A 20,887-nucleotide genomic window follows, 5' to 3' on the forward strand; every position below is an offset into this window, starting at 1 on the left:
AGTTGGAATGCTTGACGATCTGACAACGCTTCTTGGAGCCGGTCATGTCCTGACCGGAAACGATGCCTCGCGATATGGCAAGGAATGGACCGGTGACTACCCGTCGCATCCGCGGGCGGTCCTCAGGCCCGGGAGCGCGCAGGATGTCGCCGCTATCCTCAAATACGCGAATGCAACTGGCACACCGGTAGTTCCGGTCTCCGGGAATACAGGACTTACCGGCGGGACCCATGCCGAAGGCGCGTTGATGCTGTCTTTGGAGCGACTCAACAAGATCCGGGACATCCGGCCCGCCGCGCGCGTCGCCGTGGTCGAGGCGGGTGTTGTTTTGTCGAGCTTGCATGACGCGGCCGCCGAGCATGACCTGATCTTTCCAATGACGTTCGGCGCCCGTGGGTCCTGCATGATCGGGGGGATGCTCTCGACCAATGCGGGCGGCTCAAATGTCCTGCGCTATGGGTCCACCCGGGATCTGTGTCTGGGCTTGGAAGTTGTCACGCCGCAGGGCGAGGTCATGGATTTGATGACCCAGCTTCACAAGAACAACTCCGGCTATGATTTGCGACATTTGATGATCGGTGCCGAGGGCACCCTGGGCATTATCACGGCGGCGGTCGTTAAGCTGTTCCCAGCGCCCAAGGTGCGCGCAACCGCGTTTGTCGGGATGGGCTCGCTGCGCGATGCCTTGCAGTTGCTCAACATCCTGCAAGAAGAGAGCGGTGGCGCAGTCGACGCCTTTGAGTTCATGCCCGCGGTTTATAACCGGCGCTATGACGCCGTGCACCCGGGCGCGGCGCTTCCCTTCGAGCGCGAATATCCGGTGACCATCATGCTGGAGCTTGCAAGCACAGCGCCACGCGATGCGGAGGCAGGGCCCGATGGCAGCCCGCATCTGGCGGAACTTTTGCAGCGCGTCTTGATGCAACGTCTGGAAGAAGGCCTGATTTCCGAGGCCGTCGTGGCCCAGAATGAGGCGCAAAGAACAGCGTTCTGGAAGCGGCGGGAAGCGGCGGGCGAAATCACGTTTGACGGCAATCCGCTGGTCAATACGGATATTGCGCTGCCATTGGATGCAGTCGCGGATTTCATGGAGGCCATGGAAGCTAGATTGCCTTCGTTCAATGCAGGCGCGAGCAGTTTTTCATGCGCCCATCTCGGCGATGGCAATATCCACTATACCGTCAGCCTCAACAGGGATGATCCAGTGCTCAAGGATAGCGTCGTCGAAGCCATTGAAAGTGAAGCCATGGCGCGCGGCGGTTCCTTTTCCGCCGAGCACGGCGTTGGATTGTCCAAGCTCTCAACCATGGCGCGCCGCAAGGACCCCGTGGCGTTGGAGATGATGCGCGCGCTCAAGACGACTTTGGATCCAAACAACATTCTCAACCCGGGCAAGGTTTTGCCCAGGTCGTAAGCACGGCTGGACCTCAATTAGCGGTTGGCGCCGGGGACCCACAAGACATCGTCTTTGCCATCATTATTGGCGATCCGGCCTGCGACGAAGAACCAATCTGACAGGCGGTTGAGGTATTTGACCGCGTCGGGATTGACGGATTCCATCGTGGCCAACTCCACCGCAAGCCGCTCCGCGCGTCGCGCCACGGTCCGACAGATGTGCAATTGCGCAGCCAAAGGCGATCCGCCTGGCAGGATGAAGCTGCGCAAGGGCTCGAGTTTGGCATTCATGGCATCGATCTCGTTTTCCAGCCGGGTGACCTGTTCGGCGGCCATGCGCAGGGGCGGGTATTCCTTCTCGGCATCTTTCTCCATGTCGGGGGTGCACATGTCGGCGCCGAGATCAAAGAGATCATTCTGGATCATGGCAAGTTGAGCATCCATCTCGCCATCGGCATGCAGACGCGCGACGCCAACGGTGCTGTTGAGTTCATCTGACGTCCCATAGGCGGTCACGCGCATGGAATGCTTGGCCACCCGCGCACCGTTTCCAAGCGCGGTTTCGCCTGCGTCACCGGTCTTTGTGTAGATCTTGTTCAGAACAACCATGCTCAGCCCTCTCCGCGCAGCCAGACAAACAACAGGATCAAGGCCACGGCCACGAATTGTGCAATGATCCGCCAGCGCATCGCTTTGTTGGCGTATTTCTTGTTGAATTCGCCGCCTTTGGCGAAACTACCGATGCCAAAAAGCAAAATGCCAACAACGGCCAGCATCACAACGGCTATGACAATAAAGAGTGGGTCGTCGCGCATATCTTTCCCTCTGCGTGGTTTTGCTCATGTAGCGGCGGCGCTGGCAAAAGCGAACCCGAATTTCAGCAATGCCACATCAGATTTTGCGCAGTAGCCAATCCATGGCCCGCGTCGGGAGAAGCCGTTTGGCTGTACCCATGACATAGGTCGGCGTCGTCACATAGTAGCGCGGTTTGGGGCGCGCGCTTTCGAGAGCATGGCGCAGTTTTCCCGTGACGGCGGAGGCTGGAAGCTCAAAGGGATCCGGGCCGCTGTCTTTGTAGAGGCGTTGCAGCAGGCTCTCTTCATATTGGGCCCTGCGTGGCGAGGCTTTCCAATCGATCCAGCGTTCAAAATGCGGGATCGAGTTTTGCCGGATTTTCGCAGTGATGGGCCCGGGCTCAATGGTAATGATCTTTATGTTGGTGTCCGCCATCTCGACCCGCAGTGTATCGGTCAGCCCCTCAAGGGCGAACTTCGTGGCATTATACGCACCGCGCCACCGCAGCGTGACGAAACCAAGTACAGAGGAGTTCTGGACAATCCGCCCATGATCCTGAGCGCGCATGACGGGGATCACCTGGCGTGTGAGTTCATGCCAGCCAAAGAAATTGCTTTCGAAAATCTCGCGCAGGGCCTGTGTGGGGAGGTCTTCTACGGCGCCGGGTGTGCCGTGAGCGCCATTGTTGAACAGCGCATCAAGGCGCCCCCCAGTTTCGTTCAGGACTTCTCCAAGGCCCGCTTCGATGCTGGCGGGGTCTTCATAGTCAATTCTGGGCGCGTCAAAGCCTTCGCTGCGCAAGCGGGCGCAATCCGTTTCCTTGCGGCAGGAGGCAAAGATGCGCCAGCCCGCAGCGCGCATGCCATGGGCCGCGTCATATCCAATGCCCGAAGAGCATCCCGTGATCAGAAGTGTCTTTTGCGTCATGGCCGCGCAGCTAGCCCGTCATGCAGGTGCAGACAAGCTATTGAGTGGCGGCCGTGACCAGCCAATCCGCCATATATCCCTCGACGCCCGTTTCCAGCGTGCGGATGTTCAGCCACCCATCGCCCTCATCGGACAGGACCTCAACCTCTGTCCCCTTCAGAAGTTTTTCGACGACGGAAAAGCTCGTTCCGGGGCCTGAACGCATATTGACCCGGTTTCCGGTGATCTGGCGCAGGTCCTTTGGTGCCTGCACCGGCAGCACGACGCTTTCACGCGACGCCGCCACGCGCTCTGCAAACGTTGCGGGGGCCGGACGGACATCCGTCTCTGTCACAACAGACGCTTTGACAGGCTCAACGAGCGCTTCGGTCGTGTCTGCGACGCTGTCAGGCTGGAACGCAATCGGCACGATCTTGGCCGTCGCCGGCTTTGCGGCTGTGACGATTTCCTCTGGCGTGACTTGGGCAGAGGAGGCGTCAGCGACCGTGTCCAAGGGAGAGGCGGACACACGGGCCACAACAGGTGCGAAAACGGTGTCAGCGCGCTCTGCGGGTTCATAATCCGCGCCGCCCGAGAGTTCATAGAATGACCAGCCCAGGAAGATGAAAGACAAAATGACAAAGCGCGACACGACGCATCTCCCTGAGACAAACACCAATATGAACCGCATGTTGTTGGCAGCCATGCGTTGTACGTTAACGAATAACCGATTCGTCCCCACATCGCATGTTTTTTTGGCCTCAGAATTCCCCCTGTTGCTTTACCGTTCCAAACGAGCGCGATAGACGAGTCCCATGAGCGACACGTCCGATAATACATCCATGAGCCTCTCTGAGCCGTTGCGCCGTGCGCTGGGCGAGCGGTATCTGACCTATGCCCTCTCGACCATCATGCATCGCGCCCTTCCGGACGCCCGTGATGGCCTCAAGCCCGTGCACCGTCGCATTCTCTATGCCATGCACAGGCTTCGTTTGGCGTCTGGCGGCAAATTCCTGAAGTCTGCCAAGATCTCCGGCGATACCATGGGCGATTTCCACCCCCATGGCGACGCGGCGATCTATGACGCCATGGCGCGCCTCGCGCAGGACTTCAACGTCCGCTACCCGCTCGTGGATGGGCAGGGGAATTTCGGCAATATCGATGGCGATAATCCGGCGGCGTCCCGATATACCGAGGCGCGGATGACCTTTGTCGCTGAAGCGCTTTTGAATGGCCTTGATGAAAACGCGGTTGATTTTCGGGACAATTACGACGGGCGGCTGACAGAACCTGCGGTCTTGCCTGCCGAGTTTCCAAACCTGCTTGCCAATGGAGCGTCGGGGATTGCCGTTGGCATGGCCACGAATATCCCGCCGCATAATATCGCCGAATTGGTAGAGGCCTGTCTGCATCTCATCCGAACACCGGATGCGCGCGATGATACGTTGCTCAACTACGTGCCGGGCCCTGATTTTCCCACTGGCGGTGTGATCGTCGAGCCGAAGGATAACATCGCGGAGGCTTATCGGACCGGGCGCGGCTCGTTCCGGCTGCGTTGCAAGTGGGAGGTTGAAGATCTGGGACGCGGTCAATGGCAGATTGTCGTGACCGAGATCCCCTATCAGGTGCAGAAATCCAAGCTGATCGAGAAGATTGCCGAGCTGATCCAGACCAAGAAGATCCCCATTCTGGCGGATATTCGTGATGAGAGCGCCGATGACATCCGGATGGTGTTGGAGCCGCGTTCTAAAAACGTCGATCCTGAGGTCTTGATGGGCATGATGTACCGCAATTCTGATCTGGAAGTGCGGTTTTCGCTCAACATGAACGTCCTGATCGACGGGGTCACGCCCAAGGTCTGCTCGATGAAGGAAGTGCTGCGCGCCTTCCTCGATTTCCGCCGCGAGGTCTTGCAGCGTCGATCTCTGCACCGGATGGAGAAAATCGATCATCGTCTGGAAGTCCTTGAGGGGCTGATCGTGGCCTTCCTCAATCTGGACCGTGTGATTGATATCATCCGCTATGATGACGAGCCCAAGGCCGCCTTGATGCGGGAAGATTGGGGCCGTGAGTTTGTTCGGGCGACAGATGAGAGCGACTATGTTTCGCCGCCCGCCAGCGGCGGAGACGGGCTGACGGAAGTGCAGGCCGAAGCCATTCTCAACATGCGGCTGCGCTCGTTGCGGCGCCTCGAAGAGATGGAGCTTGTGCGTGAGCAGGAAGCGCTCATGGAGGAGCGTGCTGGCCTCGAAGACCTTTTGGAAAACGAGAGCCTTCAATGGGCGGCCATTTCCGATCAGTTGAAAGAAGCCAAGAAGCTCTTTGGCAAGGATTACGTGGCCGGTGCCCGGCGCACGGTCTTTGCAGATGCGGGCGATTTCGAGGAGGTCCCCATCGAGGCCATGATCGATCGTGAGCCAATCACGGTCGTCTGTTCTCAGATGGGTTGGATCCGCGCTATGACGGGCCATATCGCGCTGGATCGCGAGCTGAAGTTCAAGGATGGAGATGGGCCGCGTTTCATCTTCCATGCCGAAACGACAGACAGGCTTCTGCTGTTCGGCTCGAATGGTCGGTTTTACACCATATCAGCGGCCAACCTGCCCGGTGGGCGCGGCATGGGCGAGCCAGTGCGGCTGATGGTTGATTTGCCCAATGAAGCAGAGATCATCGGGCTCTTTATCCACGTGGCTGACCGCAAACTGCTGGTCGCATCTACTGCTGGCGATGGCTTTGTGGTGCCTGAGGGAGAGGTCGTGGCGCAGACGCGGGCAGGCAAACAGGTCCTGAATGTGCGCGGTGAAACGCGCGCGGCGCTGTGCAAACCCGTTCAGGGCGATCATGTGGCTGTGGTTGGTGAAAACCGCAAAGTACTGGTCTTCCCGCTAGAGGAATTGCCCGAAATGGGGCGCGGCAAGGGCGTGCGCCTGCAAAAGTACAAGGACGGCGGTTTGAGCGATGCCACGACCTTTACGCGTGTGGAAGGTCTGTCCTGGCAGGACCCGGCCGGGCGCACGCGAACAGAAGCTGACCTGACCGAATGGACCGCCAAACGCGCCAGCGCCGGCCGAATGGCGCCGCGCGGCTTCCCGAGAGATAACAAGTTCACCTGAGACCAGTTGCGAGGATTTTACGATGTCCCAAATGATTGAACGCGCTCTGGGCGCGGCCCGAGGTGAAACACCTCCGAGCAAAGCGGAGGGACGCTACCATGGCGACGGCGCCTCGATGTTCAGGCTCGCGCTGAAGACGGGAGCGCTTACGCTCATCACATTAGGCATCTATCGGTTTTGGGCAAAAACGCGCATCCGCAAATACATCTGGTCGAGCACCGAGCTCGATGGTGCGCGATTTGAATACACCGGGACCGGGCTTGAGAAGTTTCTGGGCTTTCTGATCGCGATTGTGATCCTCGCCGTGTATCTCGGGGTCATTCAGATGCTTCTGTTTTTCTTCGGACTGACCGTTTTCGTCGAACCTCAGAACAATCAACAGGCCATTGCACAGGTTACGGCAATCAATCTGTCCTTCCTTGCCGTTGTGCCGCTGCTTTATTTTGCGGTCTATCGCGCCCGGCGCTACAAGTTGGCCCGCACGCGCTGGCGCAGTATTCGCTTTGGCATGGAAAAAGGCGCCTGGGGCTACGCCTTTCGCGCCTTGGGCTATGGGTTGCTGACTGCCTTGACGCTTGGCGCGCTCTTGCCGCTTTCGACCTTCCGGCTTGAGACCTACATGACCGAGCGCAGTTGGTTCGGTGATGCGAGGTTTGAGCAACAAGGCCGCTGGCAAGAGCTCTATCCCGCGATGAAACACCTCTTCATTGGCGCGGCGGTGCTGGTGCTCAGCATCATCATGATGTCGACCGAGGCCTTTGGGCTGGGCATTGCTCTGGGCGTGGTTGCCTATATCTGGCTGATCATTGGCGGGGTCTACTACACAGTGCATTCCTTCCGTTACCTGACGGATCACAAGGTGCTGAATGGTGAGATCACCTTTTCCGCCGTGCCGCGTACGGGAACCGTGATTGGCACCTATGTGATTGGCGCGATTGCGATATCGGTGCTGACGTCCATCTTTTTCGGGATACTGGCTGCCGTTATGGGTCTAGGGGCCGTTTTCGCCGGCCAACAACCTTCGTTGGAGGTTGGTGTCGCCGGTGTTGTGTTCGGCGCATTGGGTTATTTTGCGATTTTCGTTGCTGCGGGGGCAGGCTGGCTCGCGCTCGTCGTGCAGCCCATTATTGGCCATTATGTGAATACCCTGACCGTCCATAACCCCGACGCCTTCGGCGAGATCGCCCAGCGTGTGTCGGACAAGGGCGCGGACGCAGAAGGCTTTGCGGATGCGCTCGATATCGGGGGTGCGATTTAGGGCGATGCAAGGTCGTGGCGTCTTCTTCGACGGGAAGTCGGCGGCGCGCCACGAGGTGCGCGTTGCGCTGAGTGAGGATCGGATGGCTCTGGTCATTGCGGCGCAGAGCTTGCCTGCGGACGCGATCTGGGCGCTCAGTGATTTGCGCGCGACCCATGATCATGCTGCTTCCGAACAGATCATTCTCACGCGTCATCAAGACACGGATGATGAAGCGCCGCGCGATCCGGCCCGTCTGTTGCTGGATGATCCCGAGATGGTGGCGTGGCTTGAGAAAACCCGGCCCAATCTGTACCGCCGCGACGTGCCCAAAGGCACCGGCAAACGGTTGGTGCGCAACGCGCTCCTTTCGGTCAGTGCCGTGCTTGTCATGCTGTTTGTGTTGCTGCCCGCCATGGCCAATACCCTGGCGGGTTTGATCCCGCTCGAGCGTGAGATCGCGTTTGGCAAATCGGTTACGGGCCAGATGGAACGGTTTCTCGGGGGCTCGGAATTGGGGGATTTGCGATGTGAGGGAGCCGAAGGGCGCGCCGCCCTCGACAGCATGCTCGAGCGCCTGACGCAGGGAAAAGAGTTCGACTATGACGTCGAGGTCATGGTCTTTGACCATGCGATGGTCAACGCGTTCGCCGCGCCCGGTGGTCAGGTTGTCTTGATGCGTGGATTGCTCGAAGAGGCTCCGGGGCCGGATGCGGTTGCCGCGGTCTTGGCGCATGAAATCGGGCATGTCATGAACCGCGACCCAACCCGCGCCGCGCTTCGCAGTGTGGGTTCAGCGGGTTTGCTTTCGCTTCTGCTGGGCGACGTATCCGGCGGAGCGGTCCTGGTGGCGATGGGGGAGCATCTGATGAATACCTCGTACTCGCGAGAGGCGGAGACCGGCGCGGATACTTTTGCGCTGACCATGTTGAACGAGGCGGGCATCAGCAGCGAGGGTCTGGGAGCCTTTTTTGCCCAGATCGCGCATGACCATGAGAGTTTTCGAGTGCCTGAATATCTCATGTCTCATCCTGAGCCGGGCGGGCGAGCGGAGCGGGCTCGCCAAAACGCGGCGATGCAGGACGGCACGACACCTGCGCTCGTTGAGCCGCTCTGGACCGACCTGAAGACCATCTGTGCCAATCGCGAAGCGCTCTGACGCCGCAATCTGGCTGCGCTTGCAGGGATGAAGGCCGACCCTAAACTGGCCGAAAACTCAGCGGGGAGCACCCAGATGATTCTCTATTCCAGCACGACATCGCCCTATGTGCGAAAAATTCTCGTCCTTTTGCACGAAACCGATCAACTGGATGCCGTCCAGCAAGTCACTTCAAGCACAGCGCCCAACAATCCCACGGCGGGGCTGCAGGCAAAGAACCCCTTGATGAAGATCCCTGCTCTTGAACGCCCCGAGGGTGCAACGCTCTACGATAGCCGTGTCATTTGCCAATTTCTGGATGCACGAGGCGGCGGTCGGCTCTATCCCGAAGGTCCCCGGCGCTGGGAGACGCTCACACTGGAGGCCACGGCAGATGGGATGCTCGATGCCGCGCTGCTGATGACCTATGAAAGTCGGCTGCGGCCCGAGGACAAACGCTGGGAGACGTGGGTTGAGGCGCAATGGTCAAAAATCGAGGCCAGTTGTGATGCCTTGAACACGCGCTGGATCAGTCATTTGTCTGGCCCAATGGACATGGGCCAAATCGCGGTGGGCTGCGCACTGGGCTACGTTGATTTTCGTCACGGCGCGCGCAATTGGCGGGCCGGGCGTGATGCTCTGGCCCGGTGGTACGACGGCTTTGCTGCGCGCGCGTCCATGCAGGCGACTGTACCTGCTGACTGACACCGAAAGGGCAATTGTGCGACATTCTGGCGCAATTTGCACTGCGCGCTTTTGCGCGGTGGAAAGTTGGAGACCCGGGCGCTAGTTAGCAGCGCGGAATATAGTGCACGTTCAGTGCGCCTTTACTCTTGTGGCCTAGGTGGAGGTCGCAAGTCATGGTTAGACAACAAATGGAGAGACGCTCGTGTCCCACGCAGACGATCACGAAGGCACTCGCAGAGACTTTCTCTACTATGCCACTGCAGGCGCAGGTGCGGTTGCCACGGGCGCCGCAGTTTGGCCGCTCGTAGACCAGATGAACCCTTCGGCTGATGTTCTGGCTCTCAGCAGCATCCGCGTTGATGTGGCTGACATCGAAGTCGGTACGCAGATTACGGTTCTCTGGCTGGGTAAACCGGTTTTCATCCGTCGTCGGACGGAAGAAGAAATCACAGAAGCCCGTGAGGTGGACGTGAGCGCGCTGGTAGACCCAATCGCACGCAATCCGAACTTGTCTGGCGATGATGCGCCAGCGACAGATGAAAACCGCTCCATGGCGGATTTCTCGGGCACCAATACGGGTGAATGGCTCGTACAAATGGGTGTTTGCACGCATTTTGGTTGCGTTCCGCTCGGTGATGGCGCCGGGGATTACCACGGTTGGTTCTGCCCCTGCCACGGATCGCATTACGACACCTCGGGCCGCATCCGGAAAGGGCCCGCACCGGAGAATCTTCCTGTGCCACCGGCGCAATTCGTGGACGAAACCACGATCCTTTTGGGTTAAGGAGGCAAAAAATGGCTGGAATTCCTCACGACCATTACGAACCGCAGTCTTCGGGCGAAAAGTGGCTGCATCGCCGCCTGCCCGTTGTCGGTTTGCTGTACGACACAATCATGATCCCCACACCGAAGAACCTGAACTGGATGTGGATTTGGGGTATCGTCCTGACGTTCTGTCTCGCGTTGCAAATCATCACCGGGGTGATCCTGGCGATGCATTACACACCGCATGTGGATTACGCCTTTGCATCCGTTGAGCATATCATGCGCAACGTGAACGGCGGCCACTTCATCCGCTATCTGCACATGAACGGCGCCTCGCTCTTCTTCGTGGCGGTTTATGCCCATATTTTCCGCGGTCTCTACTACGGTTCCTACAAGGCGCCGCGTGAGGTCACATGGATCATCGGCATGCTGATCTACCTGCTGATGATGGGCACGGCCTTCATGGGCTACGTGCTGCCATGGGGTCAGATGTCCTTCTGGGGCGCGACCGTGATCACCGGCCTGTTTGGCGCGATCCCGTTCATCGGTGAAGGCATCCAGACATGGTTGCTTGGCGGACCTGCGGTGGACAATGCCACGCTGAACCGCTTCTTCTCGCTGCACTATCTGCTGCCCTTCGTGATTGCTGGTCTTGTGATCGTGCATATCTGGGCCTTCCACACCACGGGCAACAACAACCCGACCGGTGTTGAAGTGCGCCGCACGTCGAAAGCAGATGCCGAGAAAGACACGGTGCCGTTCTGGCCCTACTTCGTGATCAAGGATCTTTTCGCTCTGGCGATTATCCTCGCGGTGTTCTTCGCGGTTGTGGGCTTCATGCCGAACTATCTTGGCCACCCTGACAACTACATCGAGGCAAACGCCCTCGCGACGCCGGCACATATCGTCCCTGAATGGTACTTCCTGCCCTTCTACGCGATCCTGCGCGCCTTCGACACTGAAGTGTGGCTTGTGATCCTCGTCGACTGGGTGACCTTCGGTATCGTTGATGCGAAGTTCTTCGGCGTGCTTGCGATGTTTGGCGCGATTGCCGTGATGGCGCTGGCACCCTGGCTGGATACCTCCTCGGTGCGTTCGGGCCGCTATCGCCCCATGTTCAAGTGGTGGTTCTGGCTCTTTGTCGTGAACTTCGTTGTTCTGACATGGGTTGGTGCGATGCCTGCTGAAGGGATTTACCCCTACATCGCTCTGATTGGCTCCACGTACTGGTTTGCCTACTTCCTTGTCATCCTCCCGCTTCTGGGCGTCATCGAAAAGCCGCTGACACCACCGGAAACAATCGAGGACGATTTCAACGGTAAAATGGCGGCGTCTGCGGGTGCATCTGGTGCCCCAGCACAGCAACCCGCTGAATAAGAGGACGGGATAATCATGTTAAAGAACCTTACCCTCTCCGTTATTGCAGCACTCGGCCTCACGGCCGGGGCTGCCTCCGCGGCGGGTGCTTACGATACGCATATCGAGGACTTCGACTTCTCGTTCGAAGGCCCCTTTGGTTCCTATGACCAGATGCAGCTGCAGCGCGGCTTGCAGGTCTACACGGAAGTCTGCGCGTCCTGCCATGGCCTGCAATACGTGCCGCTGCGGACGCTGGGTGACGCGGGTGGACCGGCACTGCCGGAAGACCAGGTGCGCGCTTACGCGGAGCAAAACTTCGAGGTCTATGACGAGGTGCTGGAAGACTTCCGTGCTGCTCGCCCCACAGACAACTTTCCTGCCAACAACGGCGCCGGAGCCCCTGACCTGTCTATGATGGCCAAGGCACGTGCTGGTTTCCACGGACCATACGGTCTGGGCATCAACCAATTCTTCAAAGGTATGGGCGGCGCGGAATACATCGCCTCCCTGCTGACCGGGTATACTGGTGAGGAAAAAGAGGAAGCCGGCATCATTCTCTATGAGAACAAGGCCTTCCCCGGTGGTTGGATTTCTATGGCGCCGCCGCTCTATGGTGATGATGTCGAATATGCCGACGGTCACTCAACGGATTTGCACCATGTCAGTCAAGATGTTGCAGCCTTCCTGATGTGGACCGCTGAGCCGAAGATGATGGCGCGTAAGGAGGCAGGCTTTGTGGGCTTCCTCTTCCTGACGGTTCTCTCTGTGCTCCTGTACTTGACCAACAAGCGCATCTGGGCACCTATCAAAAAGAAAGCCAAGCAAAGCGCGTAATGCGCTGAGCGATGCTTTGTAGAATTGGAACGCTCCGCACGGAAATCCGTGCGGGGCGTTTGCGTTTCCGGGTTCGCTCTGGGACCTCAGGACGGCGCCTGCCCGAGATATTCCGCGAGATCAGGGGGTGGGTTTGAGAGTAGGTCTTTCGTTGGCTTGGGTTCTGACAGCACGCCGCGCGAGACAACGCTCGTCTGATGCGCAATGCGTGCTGCATCTGCTGGATCATGTGTGACCATCAGGCAGGTGAGGTCCTGTTGCGCCGCGATGTGTGCAACGAGGTCAAGCATGTCTTTCTTCAGCGCCGGACCCAGCGCCGCAAATGGCTCATCAAGCAAAAGAACAGGCCTGTTTTGCAGCAGCACACGGGCCAATGCGACGCGGCTTTGCTGACCGCCAGATAGCTCACGCGGCTTGCGCTTCTCCAGGCCATTGAGGGCGACTTTCGACAAAGCGGCACTGATTTGATCAAGGTGGTGACTGGTTGGGCGCTTGGGCGTCAGGGCCAGCGCAAGATTTTCCGTAACGGTCAGATGTGGAAACAGGTTGTTATCCTGAAACAGCATCGCAACTGGACGCCGCGCTGGGGATAGGCGCAAGAGAGAAATTCCGTGCCAGGTTATGTCGCCTGAAAATGGTGTCAGGAAACCTGCAATCGCACTCAAAACAGTTGATTTTCCGGCCCCTGACGGGCCGAGTATGGCTGTTACGCCGGGACCAAACTGAACGTCGGCTGCGAGGGAAAAGCTGCCCTGTTTGAGTGTGATGTTTTCAAGCTTCAACACCGGCGCGCCCTCCGCGATCAAACACCCAAAACAGAAGCAGGCTCAGCGCAAGAAGCAGCAAGGCCGCACCTTGTGCCGCTTCCATCTGGTAGCTTCCCATCAACCGATAGATCTGGAGTGGAAGCGTCGCGCTGTCGCCATCGGCGAAAAGCGTGATTACCCCAAGATCGCCCATGGACAGGGCTGCTGTGAGGCCGGCCGCAAAGCCCAAGGGGCGACGCAGCCGCGGCAGGTAGATGATACGCCAACGCGCATAGACCGAAAGCCCCAAGGCGTCGGCCAAACGTCCGAAGTCGGCCCGGGCCGCATCGACTTCCGGTTTCAGGATGCGCAACGCGAAGGGCAGCGCCATCAGCACGTTGACAAGCATGGTGACGGGTAGGGCCACGTCGCCTGGGCGGACATATGGCCGAAGCAACAGAAACAGCCCGGTGCCTAAGACAAGTCCGGAGACTGATATTCCGAGAAGCGACGCCATTTCGCCTGCGCGGCTGACCAGCGCCAAAGCGAAGCAAATTGTCAAAGCTGTCGCGCCTAGCGCAAGCACTACAGACCGAAGCGTGGCGTCCCAAACTGACGAAGGCAGGAGCGCGAGCCCGGGCGCGCCGGAGAGGACCACTGCGGCAAGGGGGAGGAGCAGAAAGGCAGATGCCAGCGCGATCCAGATCGCATCGACCCCGGCGTGCCCGTCCCATCGCTGCACCACGCGATCAAAACCGGCGCCGAAGCCTTCGGTCCGCGCAAGCCGGAGTGCCAGCGCCCCTGCCGTGAGGCCCAGCCCGAGCTGCACCATTGCCAGCGTTGCCGCGCGAGAGAGGTCAAAATCGAATTTGAAGGCTTGATAGATTGCGAGCTCTACCGTCGTTGCCCGGGGGCCGCCGCCCAGCGTCAGCGCGACAGCGAAAGACCCGGTGCATATCACAAAAATGATCGCAAACGCCCCCGGACAGACTTGCCACAGCATGGGGCGCTCCAACACACGCCCAACGGGCGCGCCGAGGCTTGCGGCCACGTGAAGACGTTCGGCTGGAATGGCCAGCCATCCCTGCAAGATCATGCGGACGGCCAACGGCAGGTTGAAGAAAACATGCGCAAGGATGACGCCATGGTAGCCGTAGATATCAATGCGCGGCGCACCAACCGCACCCAAAATGGCGTTTACCCAACCATTGCCTCCAAAAACCGCCAGAAGCCCAAGGATGGCCACGATGACCGGGAGAATAAAGGGGGCGCCCATGATCGAGATCAAGAGGCCACGCCCGGGAAAATGACGCCGGGCGAGGGCGCGGGCCACAGGGATGGCGAAGCAGACAGACAGGGCCGCAGACAGAGCGGCTTGCCATATCGTGAAGCGCAGCGCTGCCCAATCACCCACGGTCAGGGCGGCAAGACTGCCGCCCGTATGCAGAACCTTCGCCACGGGGCCAATGACCAGCCCCGCAACGATCAGCGCTGCGATTATTGCGAGAGCGCGCTGCGCCATGCCTCGATCGCCTCATCACGAAGCGCTGCCGCTTCGTCCTCGGTGTAGAACAAGACCTTGTCTGGCAAGGGCAGGGTTTGGAACCCTTCCGGCCATTTGTCTTGCGGCAGGGCCGCGGGGAGAGACCAGTTCGACGTCGGGATCATGGACTGGAATTCTTCCGTCAGGATGAAGGCCATGAACTGATCGGCGAGTTCGGAATTGTCCGTGCCCTTGAGCTTGGCGGCCAGCTCGACCATGAAGTAGTGGCCTTCAGGGAAAATCGCGGCGGATTTCGTCAGGTCTTCCTCTGCGATTATGTGGTAGGCGGGGGACGTGGTGTAGCTGAGGACCATGTCGGCCTCACCATCTGTGAAAAGGCCATAACTCTCGGACCAGCCTTTGGTCACCGTCACGATCTTGGGTGCCAGCTTCGCCCAGGCCGCTTCCGCGTCGTCGCCATAAACAGCCTTGACCCACAGCACGAGGGCAAGCCCGGAAATCGAACTACGCGGATCCTGAATGACGAGCCGGAGATCATCCGGCGCTTCAAGCAAATCTGCAAAAGAGCTTGGCGGCTCGGACACCAGCGTGTTGTTGTAGATGAAAGCCGTATGCCCGTAGTTGAAGGGCAGGAACGTGTCGTCTGACCAATCCAGAGGAAGCGTCAGGGAAGAGGTGTCGAGGCCATGCGGCGCAAAGAGGCCACTCTCGCGGGCCCGTTTGGTCACATCGGTGTTGAAGCCAATGGCGACATCAGCCTCCGTTTGCGGCCCTTCAAGCAGCAGGCGGGGCAGAAGTTCGCCCGTTTTGTAAACGAGATCACAGCCGCACCGTGCCTCAAAGGCGGCCTCGATGCCGGGGCCAGGGCCCCATTCAGAGGCGAAGTAATCGGGTGCGTAGACAGTGAGAACGGGGGTCTCCGCGAAGCTTTGCGTCGCAAGAAACAGTCCCGCAACGAGGGGAAGGGCCTTCATGAGGGCAACTCCATCATTGGGGGCGGGGGTGTTGGGGGGCGCTTTGATGCGCCGACCTTCCCTCCGCCGGTTCTAGCCGGTTCAGGTTCTACGGGTTCGCTTGCGCATCTCAGCTTTGCTTGGGTCAATCAGACCGTGAGCAAAGCACCCCGAGGTATCTTCAGACGTAGACCGATCTCCTGACCGCATCAAGGACAAACCGCTTGAGGCTCTGTGGCCACGCGATTATCTCAGACGGAAAGGAGCCAACCCATGTCGTTCAACACTTTTGGCCATATCTTCCGCGTGACCACTTGGGGCGAAAGCCACGGGCCGGCTTTGGGCGCAACGGTAGACGGCTGCCCGCCCGGCATCGAGATTGATGCGGGCTTTCTCCAGCATTGGCTCGACAAGCGCAAACCAGGCCAGAACAAGAACACGACCCAGCGCAAGGAGCCCGATGCGGTCGAGATCCTCTCAGGTGTTTTTGAGGGCAAATCCACGGGGCACCCCATCCAGCTTCTGATCCGCAATACCGATCAGCGCTCCAAGGATTATGGTGATATCGTCGAAAAGTTCCGGCCCGGCCATGCAGATATCACCTACTGGCAGAAATACGGCATTCGCGACTATCGCGGCGGCGGGCGCTCTTCGGCCCGCGAGACAGCCGCACGTGTGGCGGCGGGGGGTATTGCCCGGGCCGCGCTGGCACAGCTTGCGCCCGATCTCAGCATTACGGGTTACATGACACAAATGGGCGAGAAGCACATCGATCGCGCCCGGTTTGACTGGGATGAGATTGCCCGAAATGACTTCTGGATCCCCGATGCGGCGGCTGTATCGGAGTGGGAGGCGTATCTGACCCATCTGCGCAAGGATGCGCATAATTCTGTGGGCGCTGTCATTGAAGTTGTGGCGCAAGGTGCGCCCGCTGGTCTGGGCGCGCCGATTTACGGCAAGCTCGACACGGATCTTGCCGCTGCCATGATGAGCATCAACGCGGTCAAAGGTGTTGAGATTGGTGAGGGTATGGCAGCTGCGGGGCTCACCGGAACCGAGAACGCGGATGAGATCACCATGGGGCCGGATGGGCCTGTCTACAATTCCAATCATGCTGGTGGCATTCTGGGCGGTATCTCAACAGGGCAGGATATCGTGGTGCGCTTCGCGGTGAAGCCGACCTCATCCATCCTGTCGACCAGAAAGACGATCACCAAAGCGGGCGAGGACACCGAGATCATCACCAAGGGCCGCCATGACCCTTGTGTTGGTATCCGCGCTGTTCCGGTTGGGGAGGCGATGATGGCCTGTGTGATCCTAGATCACATGTTGCTCCACCGGGGGCATGTCGGTGAGAACCAGGGCCGGATCGGATGATGTTCCGAGGCGCACCCCTGAAGCGGGGTGCGCTTTGATCATGAGTGCCTTTGGGTTCAGGCGCTGGCCGCGTTCAGGGCGGTATCCATCAGGGACTTGATCCGTTCCTTGCGCGTTTCCGCGACGATCCGGCCAAGCTCTTCATCGCCTTTCATGACAACCAGTGTCGACCGCCGCGGGATCTTGAGCCGCTTGGCCATTTCGCTGCTGCCATAGGTGTCCCAATCCACATTGATAAAGGTAATGCGCTCGCCATAGGCGGCGTTTTCCTTCTTCAGCGCTTCAATGGCACGACCCTGCGCCCGGCATGTGCCACACCAGCTTGCCTTGAAATCGAGCAGAACGGTGTCGCCCGCGTCGAGCCGCTCTTTCAGAAGGCCGGGGCGATAGTCCAGTGCGGCAGCTGACGCAACTTGCGGAAGGGTCATTGCCGCAGCGCCAGCGCTGGCGGTGATCATGAATGTTCTACGGTCCATCAGGTCCTCTTTGGTTGGTTATATGGAAACGGATAAATCGACGAGCCAGGGCGGCAGGTTATCCAACGCCCAGATTTCGATCACGTGATGCAAGCCAAAGTAGAGCGAGAGGCCCACGACGACAAAGGTGACGCCCAGCAATGGGCGGGACGCGTTTGCGATGCGCTGGAATGCCTCGCGGTTGCGTTGCAAAATGCCCTTCGCACCATAGCCCAGAGCGAGGATCAGGGTCGCGACGCCGGCCGCGAAAAAGGCCATGATACTGCCCGCGCGTAGCAGGCTTTCGCCTTGGGATGCCAAGGCTATGGCACTGCCCAGCGTCGGCCCGATGCAGGGCGACCAAACCGCGCCAAGCAAGGCGCCCCCTGCCAATTGCCCCGCGGGTGACGTGCCCTCCATGCGGGACATGGTGCTGTCTGCGCTGGCGGCGACACCTGCTGTGGCCGTTGAAAAAGCCGTTGACAGTTTGGGAACCAGCAGGATCGCTCCGAACGCGATCATCACGAGCGCACCGGCGCGAGCAAGGCTATCTGCGTCCAGACCAATCAAATGCCCGAAGGCGGTGACGCTCAGGCCCAGTACGACAAAGCTCGCGGCCATCCCTAGCGCCAGATAGGCGGGGCCCCCACGTCCCGCTTGTGCGGCAGAGGCCAGCACGATGGGCAAGACGGGGACAACGCAGGGATTGATCAGCGTGAGCAAACCGGCGGCATAGGCGAGCAAAAATTCCATGCGGGCAAACTGTCGCAGGGCTTTTGAAATGTCACATGAAATCCGCGTGAGCCCGCGTTATCGCTGCGCCTTGGACAATTGCACAGCCAGAATGCCGCCCATGATGATGGCGACGCCTAGGAAGTCTAGCGGGCCTATGGCCTCGCCCAACACCAACGCCGCGATGGCGACGCCAAGGAACGGGTTGAGGAAGTGAAAGGTTGCCGCACGAATGGCACCGATCATGCCCACCAGTTTGAACCAGACAAACGTCGCCAGCAGGCCCGGCACCAGTGTTGTGTAGACGAAAGCGGCAATGAGCGAGGGTGTGACCGCTACGACATAGGGGCGTTCCAAAACCAGTGAGGCCAGCGCGAGCGCCGCAGCACCCACAAGCATCTGGGCGCCCACCACCATCAGGACATTTCCGCCCGAAGAGGCCCCCGTGACGGACAACGTGGCCACCGTCAAAGCCAGAACACCGGCCACGCAGAGACCCAGCCCAAAGAGATCCACGCCTGACGAGAGGCGCGCGCCCATGATCAGAGCGACGCCGATCATGCCCGCAACCAGCCCGGCAATGGCCATGGGGGTCAGACGTTCGCGAAAGAGTATCCAGCCCGCAAGCCCAACCCAAAGCGGCATCGAGGAGGCGATGATGGAGGCCAGTGACGCCTCCACCGACTGCATGGCAATAAAGTTCAGCCCCAGATACAGCGCATTCTGACACAGACCGAAGATGACGATGGCGCGCCATTGCGCGGGTGTAAAGCGCAGCCGCTCGCCCAAAAGATAGGCGAGGCCCATACCGATCAGGCCGGAAATGATGAAACGAACCGCAAGGGTGCCCATGGGCGGCGCTTGCGCCACGATAATGCGCGCGGAGGTAAAAGCCGAGGACCACATCACAACAAAGGCGAGGCCCATAAGGATTGCACGCAAGTTCATAGCGGCGACGTTATGTTGTGCTGGCGGCGAAAGAAAGGGCTGTTCTGCCGCGAGGGCTGTGCCTGCGTGTGGGCTCGATTTGCCTGAACGTGCAGGCGATTTCGGCGCGCCCAAAAGTACGGCCATTCATGATGTTATCCGAGGACGTTTCCGTGTGCACAAGAAGCGATAGGTCCGCTTGAGCGGGACGTTTTGACTTCGCGACCTAGGTCTTGGGGCCTATAGGGAGGATTGAAAAGTGAAAAAACTCATTTTGGCCGCTGGCTTTGCTCTGTCCGCGAGCGCTGCATTGGCGCAGGAAACACCTTCGGCGGAAGGCGCCGAGGTCTATTTTGTAGGATTGGCCGACGGTGCCACGGTTGCCTCGCCTGTGACGTTGCACTTTGGGCTGAAGGGCATGGGTGTTGCTCCGGCCGGGATCGAGCAGGAGAACACCGGCCACCATCACTTACTCATCAACCGTCCGGCATTGGGGCAGGGCGAAGATGGGGCAGATGAATTGATCTACTCCATGCCCGCGACGGAAAATCTGCGGCATTTCGGTGGGGGACAGACTGAGGTGACGCTCGATCTGCCAGCAGGGACGCATACGCTCCAGCTTGTCCTGGGCGATGCTGCTCATGTGCCGCATGTTCCGCCGGTCATGTCAGACGTGATCACCATCGTGGTCGAGTAAAGCTCAGACGTCTTCAGGGCGGTTTGACAAAAAAACCCCGCCGGAATCGGCGGGGTGAGGTGTGGTGCGCACGCGCTTGGGGGGCGTGGCACCGGCGGTGTTCAAGAAACCTTAGTGTTCGCGTTCGCCCATCTCTGCGCGGATTTGCTGGCGGAAAAGATCAATCGGGATCGTTTTGCCATCGCGGCGAATATGCCAATAGGTCCAGCCGTTGCAGGAAGGTGCCCCTTCCAGCGCGGCACCCACTTGATGGATAGAGCCCTTGATATCGTCTCCGATCAAAGTGCCGTCGGCGCGAACCTTTGCTTTGTGTCGGTTGTTGACGGAGTAGAGCTCTTCTCCCGGACGCAGCATGCCTCGTTCCACCAATTGGCCGAACGGCACACGGGGTGCGGCCCGTTTGGAGGCGGAGACGATCAGTGCTTCGCGATCGAATTTGCGCACTTTGCTGATCCGTTTCATTGCGACGTCACGATAGGCTGCTTCGCGCTCGATACCGATCCAGTCGCGCCCCAGCATCTTGGCCACTGCGCCGGTTGTCCCGGTGCCGAAGAAGGGATCGAGCACGATATCGCCGGGGTTCGTGGAACCAACGAGAATGCGATGCAGGAGGCTTTCGGGCTTCTGCGTGGGATGGGCTTTGTTGCCCTCGTCGTCCTTGAGACGCTCGCCACCGTTGCAAATCGGCAGAACCCAATCGGAGCGCATCTGGATGCCCTCGTTGAGCGCTTTTAGCGCCTCATAATTAAACGTGTACTTGGCGCCTTCGGCCTTGGATGCCCAGATCATGGTTTCATGAGCATTGGTAAAGCGCTTGCCGCGGAAATTGGGCATGGGGTTGGACTTGCGCCAGACCACATCATTCAAGATCCAGTAACCCGCATCCTGAAGTGCTGCGCCAACCCTGTAGATATTGTGGTACGAGCCGATGACCCAGATCGCACCATTGGGCTTGAGAATGCGGCGCGCCTCTTTCAGCCAAGCCTTGGTGAAGGTGTCATAGGCTTTGAAAGAAGAAAACTGATCCCATTCATCGTCCACCGCATCCACCTTGGAATTGTCGGGGCGATGCAGCTCACCTTTCAGCTGAAGGTTATAGGGCGGATCTGCGAAGATCAGATCGACGCTGTCCGCAGGGAGAGAGGCCATTGCTTCGATGCAATCGCCGCTCAGAATCGTGTTGAGAGGGAGCGCGTCTGCGCTCTTGAGCTTGGTCATCTTCGTCATTTTCTGCCTCAGTCCCCGGCGCTTTTGCGCTCGTTTGGTT

The 20,887-nt window shown here is 59.3% G+C and carries 21 protein-coding genes and 1 riboswitch; of the genes, 10 read left to right on the forward strand and 11 right to left on the reverse strand.

What is annotated here, in order from left to right; translation table 11 throughout:
* Positions 1–7: 7 nt before the first annotated feature.
* A complete protein-coding gene (locus ACP15S_RS15250; RefSeq protein ID WP_425040497.1) occupies positions 8–1,414 on the forward strand; it encodes an FAD-binding oxidoreductase in 1,407 nt (468 codons plus the stop codon).
* A gap of 17 nt (positions 1,415–1,431) precedes the next feature.
* On the opposite strand, the gene ACP15S_RS15255 is transcribed toward ACP15S_RS15250, so the two are convergent.
* The 4 genes from ACP15S_RS15255 to ACP15S_RS15270 form a co-directional block, all read right to left on the reverse strand.
* Positions 1,432–2,004 carry a cob(I)yrinic acid a,c-diamide adenosyltransferase gene (locus ACP15S_RS15255; RefSeq protein WP_425040498.1) on the reverse strand — a complete coding sequence of 191 codons (573 nt, stop codon included), beginning with the start codon at positions 2,002–2,004 and terminating at the stop codon, positions 1,432–1,434.
* A 2-nt stretch (positions 2,005–2,006) separates the two neighbouring features.
* Complete coding sequence (locus tag ACP15S_RS15260; RefSeq protein WP_425040499.1) at positions 2,007–2,210, reverse strand: twin transmembrane helix small protein; 204 nt, start codon at positions 2,208–2,210, stop codon at positions 2,007–2,009.
* 76 nt (positions 2,211–2,286) lie between these two features.
* Positions 2,287–3,117 carry an SDR family NAD(P)-dependent oxidoreductase gene (locus tag ACP15S_RS15265; protein ID WP_425040500.1) on the reverse strand — a complete coding sequence of 277 codons (831 nt, stop codon included), beginning with the start codon at positions 3,115–3,117 and terminating at the stop codon, positions 2,287–2,289.
* 37 nt (positions 3,118–3,154) lie between these two features.
* Positions 3,155–3,748, reverse strand: coding sequence for an SH3 domain-containing protein (locus ACP15S_RS15270; RefSeq protein ID WP_425040501.1), 594 nt, complete (start codon positions 3,746–3,748; stop codon positions 3,155–3,157).
* A gap of 163 nt (positions 3,749–3,911) precedes the next feature.
* On the opposite strand from ACP15S_RS15270, the gene parC reads away from it, so the two are divergent.
* The 7 genes from parC to ACP15S_RS15305 all read left to right on the forward strand — a co-directional run bounded on the left by parC (position 3,912) and on the right by ACP15S_RS15305 (position 12,229).
* On the forward strand, positions 3,912–6,209 hold the full coding sequence (gene parC, locus ACP15S_RS15275; RefSeq protein WP_425040502.1) for a DNA topoisomerase IV subunit A: 2,298 nt from the start codon (positions 3,912–3,914) through the stop codon (positions 6,207–6,209).
* 22 nt (positions 6,210–6,231) lie between these two features.
* Positions 6,232–7,467, forward strand: a complete 1,236-nt coding sequence (locus ACP15S_RS15280; RefSeq protein WP_425040503.1) for a DUF898 family protein — start codon at positions 6,232–6,234, stop codon at positions 7,465–7,467.
* Between the two features lie 4 nt (positions 7,468–7,471).
* On the forward strand, positions 7,472–8,605 hold the full coding sequence (locus tag ACP15S_RS15285; RefSeq protein ID WP_425040504.1) for a M48 family metallopeptidase: 1,134 nt from the start codon (positions 7,472–7,474) through the stop codon (positions 8,603–8,605).
* A gap of 75 nt (positions 8,606–8,680) precedes the next feature.
* Positions 8,681–9,289 (forward strand): glutathione S-transferase, encoded by a 609-nt coding sequence (locus ACP15S_RS15290; RefSeq protein WP_425040505.1) that lies wholly within the window; start codon positions 8,681–8,683, stop codon positions 9,287–9,289.
* Between the two features lie 184 nt (positions 9,290–9,473).
* Positions 9,474–10,055, forward strand: a complete 582-nt coding sequence (gene petA / locus ACP15S_RS15295) for a ubiquinol-cytochrome c reductase iron-sulfur subunit (RefSeq protein WP_425040506.1) — start codon at positions 9,474–9,476, stop codon at positions 10,053–10,055.
* Positions 10,056–10,066: 11 nt separating this feature from the next.
* Complete coding sequence (locus ACP15S_RS15300) at positions 10,067–11,413, forward strand: cytochrome b (RefSeq protein ID WP_425040507.1); 1,347 nt, start codon at positions 10,067–10,069, stop codon at positions 11,411–11,413.
* Positions 11,414–11,428: 15 nt separating this feature from the next.
* The gene (locus tag ACP15S_RS15305) at positions 11,429–12,229 is read left to right on the forward strand and encodes a cytochrome c1 (RefSeq protein WP_425040508.1); all 801 of its coding nucleotides are present in this window, start codon (positions 11,429–11,431) and stop codon (positions 12,227–12,229) included.
* Positions 12,230–12,315: 86 nt separating this feature from the next.
* Here the strand turns inward: ACP15S_RS15305 and ACP15S_RS15310 are convergent, their stop codons facing one another.
* The 3 genes from ACP15S_RS15310 to ACP15S_RS15320 are packed head-to-tail and all read right to left on the reverse strand — an operon-like array spanning position 12,316 to position 15,453.
* Positions 12,316–13,014, reverse strand: a complete 699-nt coding sequence (locus ACP15S_RS15310) for an ATP-binding cassette domain-containing protein (RefSeq protein ID WP_425040509.1) — start codon at positions 13,012–13,014, stop codon at positions 12,316–12,318.
* Entirely contained in the window at positions 13,001–14,497 is a 1,497-nt protein-coding gene (locus ACP15S_RS15315) for a thiamine/thiamine pyrophosphate ABC transporter permease ThiP (protein WP_425040510.1), read from the reverse strand. The genes ACP15S_RS15310 and ACP15S_RS15315 overlap by 14 nt, the downstream gene beginning before the upstream one ends.
* Positions 14,473–15,453 (reverse strand): thiamine ABC transporter substrate-binding protein, encoded by a 981-nt coding sequence (locus ACP15S_RS15320; RefSeq protein ID WP_425040511.1) that lies wholly within the window; start codon positions 15,451–15,453, stop codon positions 14,473–14,475. Before ACP15S_RS15320 ends, ACP15S_RS15315 begins: the two co-directional genes overlap by 25 nt.
* A 41-nt stretch (positions 15,454–15,494) precedes the next feature.
* Positions 15,495–15,615, reverse strand: a riboswitch (TPP riboswitch).
* A gap of 90 nt (positions 15,616–15,705) precedes the next feature.
* Here ACP15S_RS15320 and aroC point away from each other — a divergent pair.
* The gene (gene aroC, locus ACP15S_RS15325) at positions 15,706–16,809 is read left to right on the forward strand and encodes a chorismate synthase (RefSeq protein WP_425040512.1); all 1,104 of its coding nucleotides are present in this window, start codon (positions 15,706–15,708) and stop codon (positions 16,807–16,809) included.
* A gap of 56 nt (positions 16,810–16,865) precedes the next feature.
* On the opposite strand, the gene ACP15S_RS15330 is transcribed toward aroC, so the two are convergent.
* The 3 genes from ACP15S_RS15330 to ACP15S_RS15340 are packed head-to-tail and all read right to left on the reverse strand — an operon-like array spanning position 16,866 to position 18,944.
* Positions 16,866–17,285, reverse strand: coding sequence for a thioredoxin family protein (locus tag ACP15S_RS15330; protein ID WP_425040513.1), 420 nt, complete (start codon positions 17,283–17,285; stop codon positions 16,866–16,868).
* Between the two features lie 18 nt (positions 17,286–17,303).
* Positions 17,304–18,017 (reverse strand): cytochrome c biogenesis CcdA family protein, encoded by a 714-nt coding sequence (locus tag ACP15S_RS15335; protein ID WP_425040514.1) that lies wholly within the window; start codon positions 18,015–18,017, stop codon positions 17,304–17,306.
* A gap of 57 nt (positions 18,018–18,074) precedes the next feature.
* On the reverse strand, positions 18,075–18,944 hold the full coding sequence (locus ACP15S_RS15340) for a DMT family transporter (RefSeq protein WP_425040515.1): 870 nt from the start codon (positions 18,942–18,944) through the stop codon (positions 18,075–18,077).
* A 238-nt stretch (positions 18,945–19,182) separates the two neighbouring features.
* Between ACP15S_RS15340 and ACP15S_RS15345 the strand changes: the two genes are divergently transcribed.
* On the forward strand, positions 19,183–19,620 hold the full coding sequence (locus tag ACP15S_RS15345; protein ID WP_425040516.1) for a DUF4399 domain-containing protein: 438 nt from the start codon (positions 19,183–19,185) through the stop codon (positions 19,618–19,620).
* A 111-nt stretch (positions 19,621–19,731) separates the two neighbouring features.
* Here ACP15S_RS15345 and ACP15S_RS15350 read toward each other — a convergent pair whose 3' ends face one another.
* Positions 19,732–20,847 carry a site-specific DNA-methyltransferase gene (locus ACP15S_RS15350; RefSeq protein WP_425040517.1) on the reverse strand — a complete coding sequence of 372 codons (1,116 nt, stop codon included), beginning with the start codon at positions 20,845–20,847 and terminating at the stop codon, positions 19,732–19,734.
* Positions 20,848–20,887: the final 40 nt, after the last annotated feature.

The sequence above is a fragment of the Primorskyibacter sp. S187A genome (genome assembly GCF_049800955.1).
GTDB lineage: Bacteria > Pseudomonadota > Alphaproteobacteria > Rhodobacterales > Rhodobacteraceae > JAKVBH01.

Excerpts from the sequence above, each read along its gene's own strand:
- ACP15S_RS15250 (WP_425040497.1), top strand. The coding sequence starts at position 8 with ATGCTTGACGATCTGACAACGCTTCTTGGAGCCGGTCATGTCCTGACC.
- ACP15S_RS15255 (WP_425040498.1), bottom strand. The coding sequence starts at position 2,004 with ATGGTTGTTCTGAACAAGATCTACACAAAGACCGGTGACGCAGGCGAA.
- ACP15S_RS15260 (WP_425040499.1), bottom strand. The coding sequence starts at position 2,210 with ATGCGCGACGACCCACTCTTTATTGTCATAGCCGTTGTGATGCTGGCC.
- ACP15S_RS15265 (WP_425040500.1), bottom strand. The coding sequence starts at position 3,117 with ATGACGCAAAAGACACTTCTGATCACGGGATGCTCTTCGGGCATTGGA.
- parC (WP_425040502.1), top strand. The coding sequence starts at position 3,912 with ATGAGCGACACGTCCGATAATACATCCATGAGCCTCTCTGAGCCGTTG.
- ACP15S_RS15280 (WP_425040503.1), top strand. The coding sequence starts at position 6,232 with ATGTCCCAAATGATTGAACGCGCTCTGGGCGCGGCCCGAGGTGAAACA.
- ACP15S_RS15285 (WP_425040504.1), top strand. The coding sequence starts at position 7,472 with ATGCAAGGTCGTGGCGTCTTCTTCGACGGGAAGTCGGCGGCGCGCCAC.
- ACP15S_RS15290 (WP_425040505.1), top strand. The coding sequence starts at position 8,681 with ATGATTCTCTATTCCAGCACGACATCGCCCTATGTGCGAAAAATTCTC.
- ACP15S_RS15300 (WP_425040507.1), top strand. The coding sequence starts at position 10,067 with ATGGCTGGAATTCCTCACGACCATTACGAACCGCAGTCTTCGGGCGAA.
- ACP15S_RS15305 (WP_425040508.1), top strand. The coding sequence starts at position 11,429 with ATGTTAAAGAACCTTACCCTCTCCGTTATTGCAGCACTCGGCCTCACG.
- ACP15S_RS15315 (WP_425040510.1), bottom strand. The coding sequence starts at position 14,497 with ATGGCGCAGCGCGCTCTCGCAATAATCGCAGCGCTGATCGTTGCGGGG.
- ACP15S_RS15320 (WP_425040511.1), bottom strand. The coding sequence starts at position 15,453 with ATGAAGGCCCTTCCCCTCGTTGCGGGACTGTTTCTTGCGACGCAAAGC.
- aroC (WP_425040512.1), top strand. The coding sequence starts at position 15,706 with ATGTCGTTCAACACTTTTGGCCATATCTTCCGCGTGACCACTTGGGGC.
- ACP15S_RS15330 (WP_425040513.1), bottom strand. The coding sequence starts at position 17,285 with ATGGACCGTAGAACATTCATGATCACCGCCAGCGCTGGCGCTGCGGCA.
- ACP15S_RS15335 (WP_425040514.1), bottom strand. The coding sequence starts at position 18,017 with ATGGAATTTTTGCTCGCCTATGCCGCCGGTTTGCTCACGCTGATCAAT.
- ACP15S_RS15340 (WP_425040515.1), bottom strand. The coding sequence starts at position 18,944 with ATGAACTTGCGTGCAATCCTTATGGGCCTCGCCTTTGTTGTGATGTGG.
- ACP15S_RS15350 (WP_425040517.1), bottom strand. The coding sequence starts at position 20,847 with ATGACGAAGATGACCAAGCTCAAGAGCGCAGACGCGCTCCCTCTCAAC.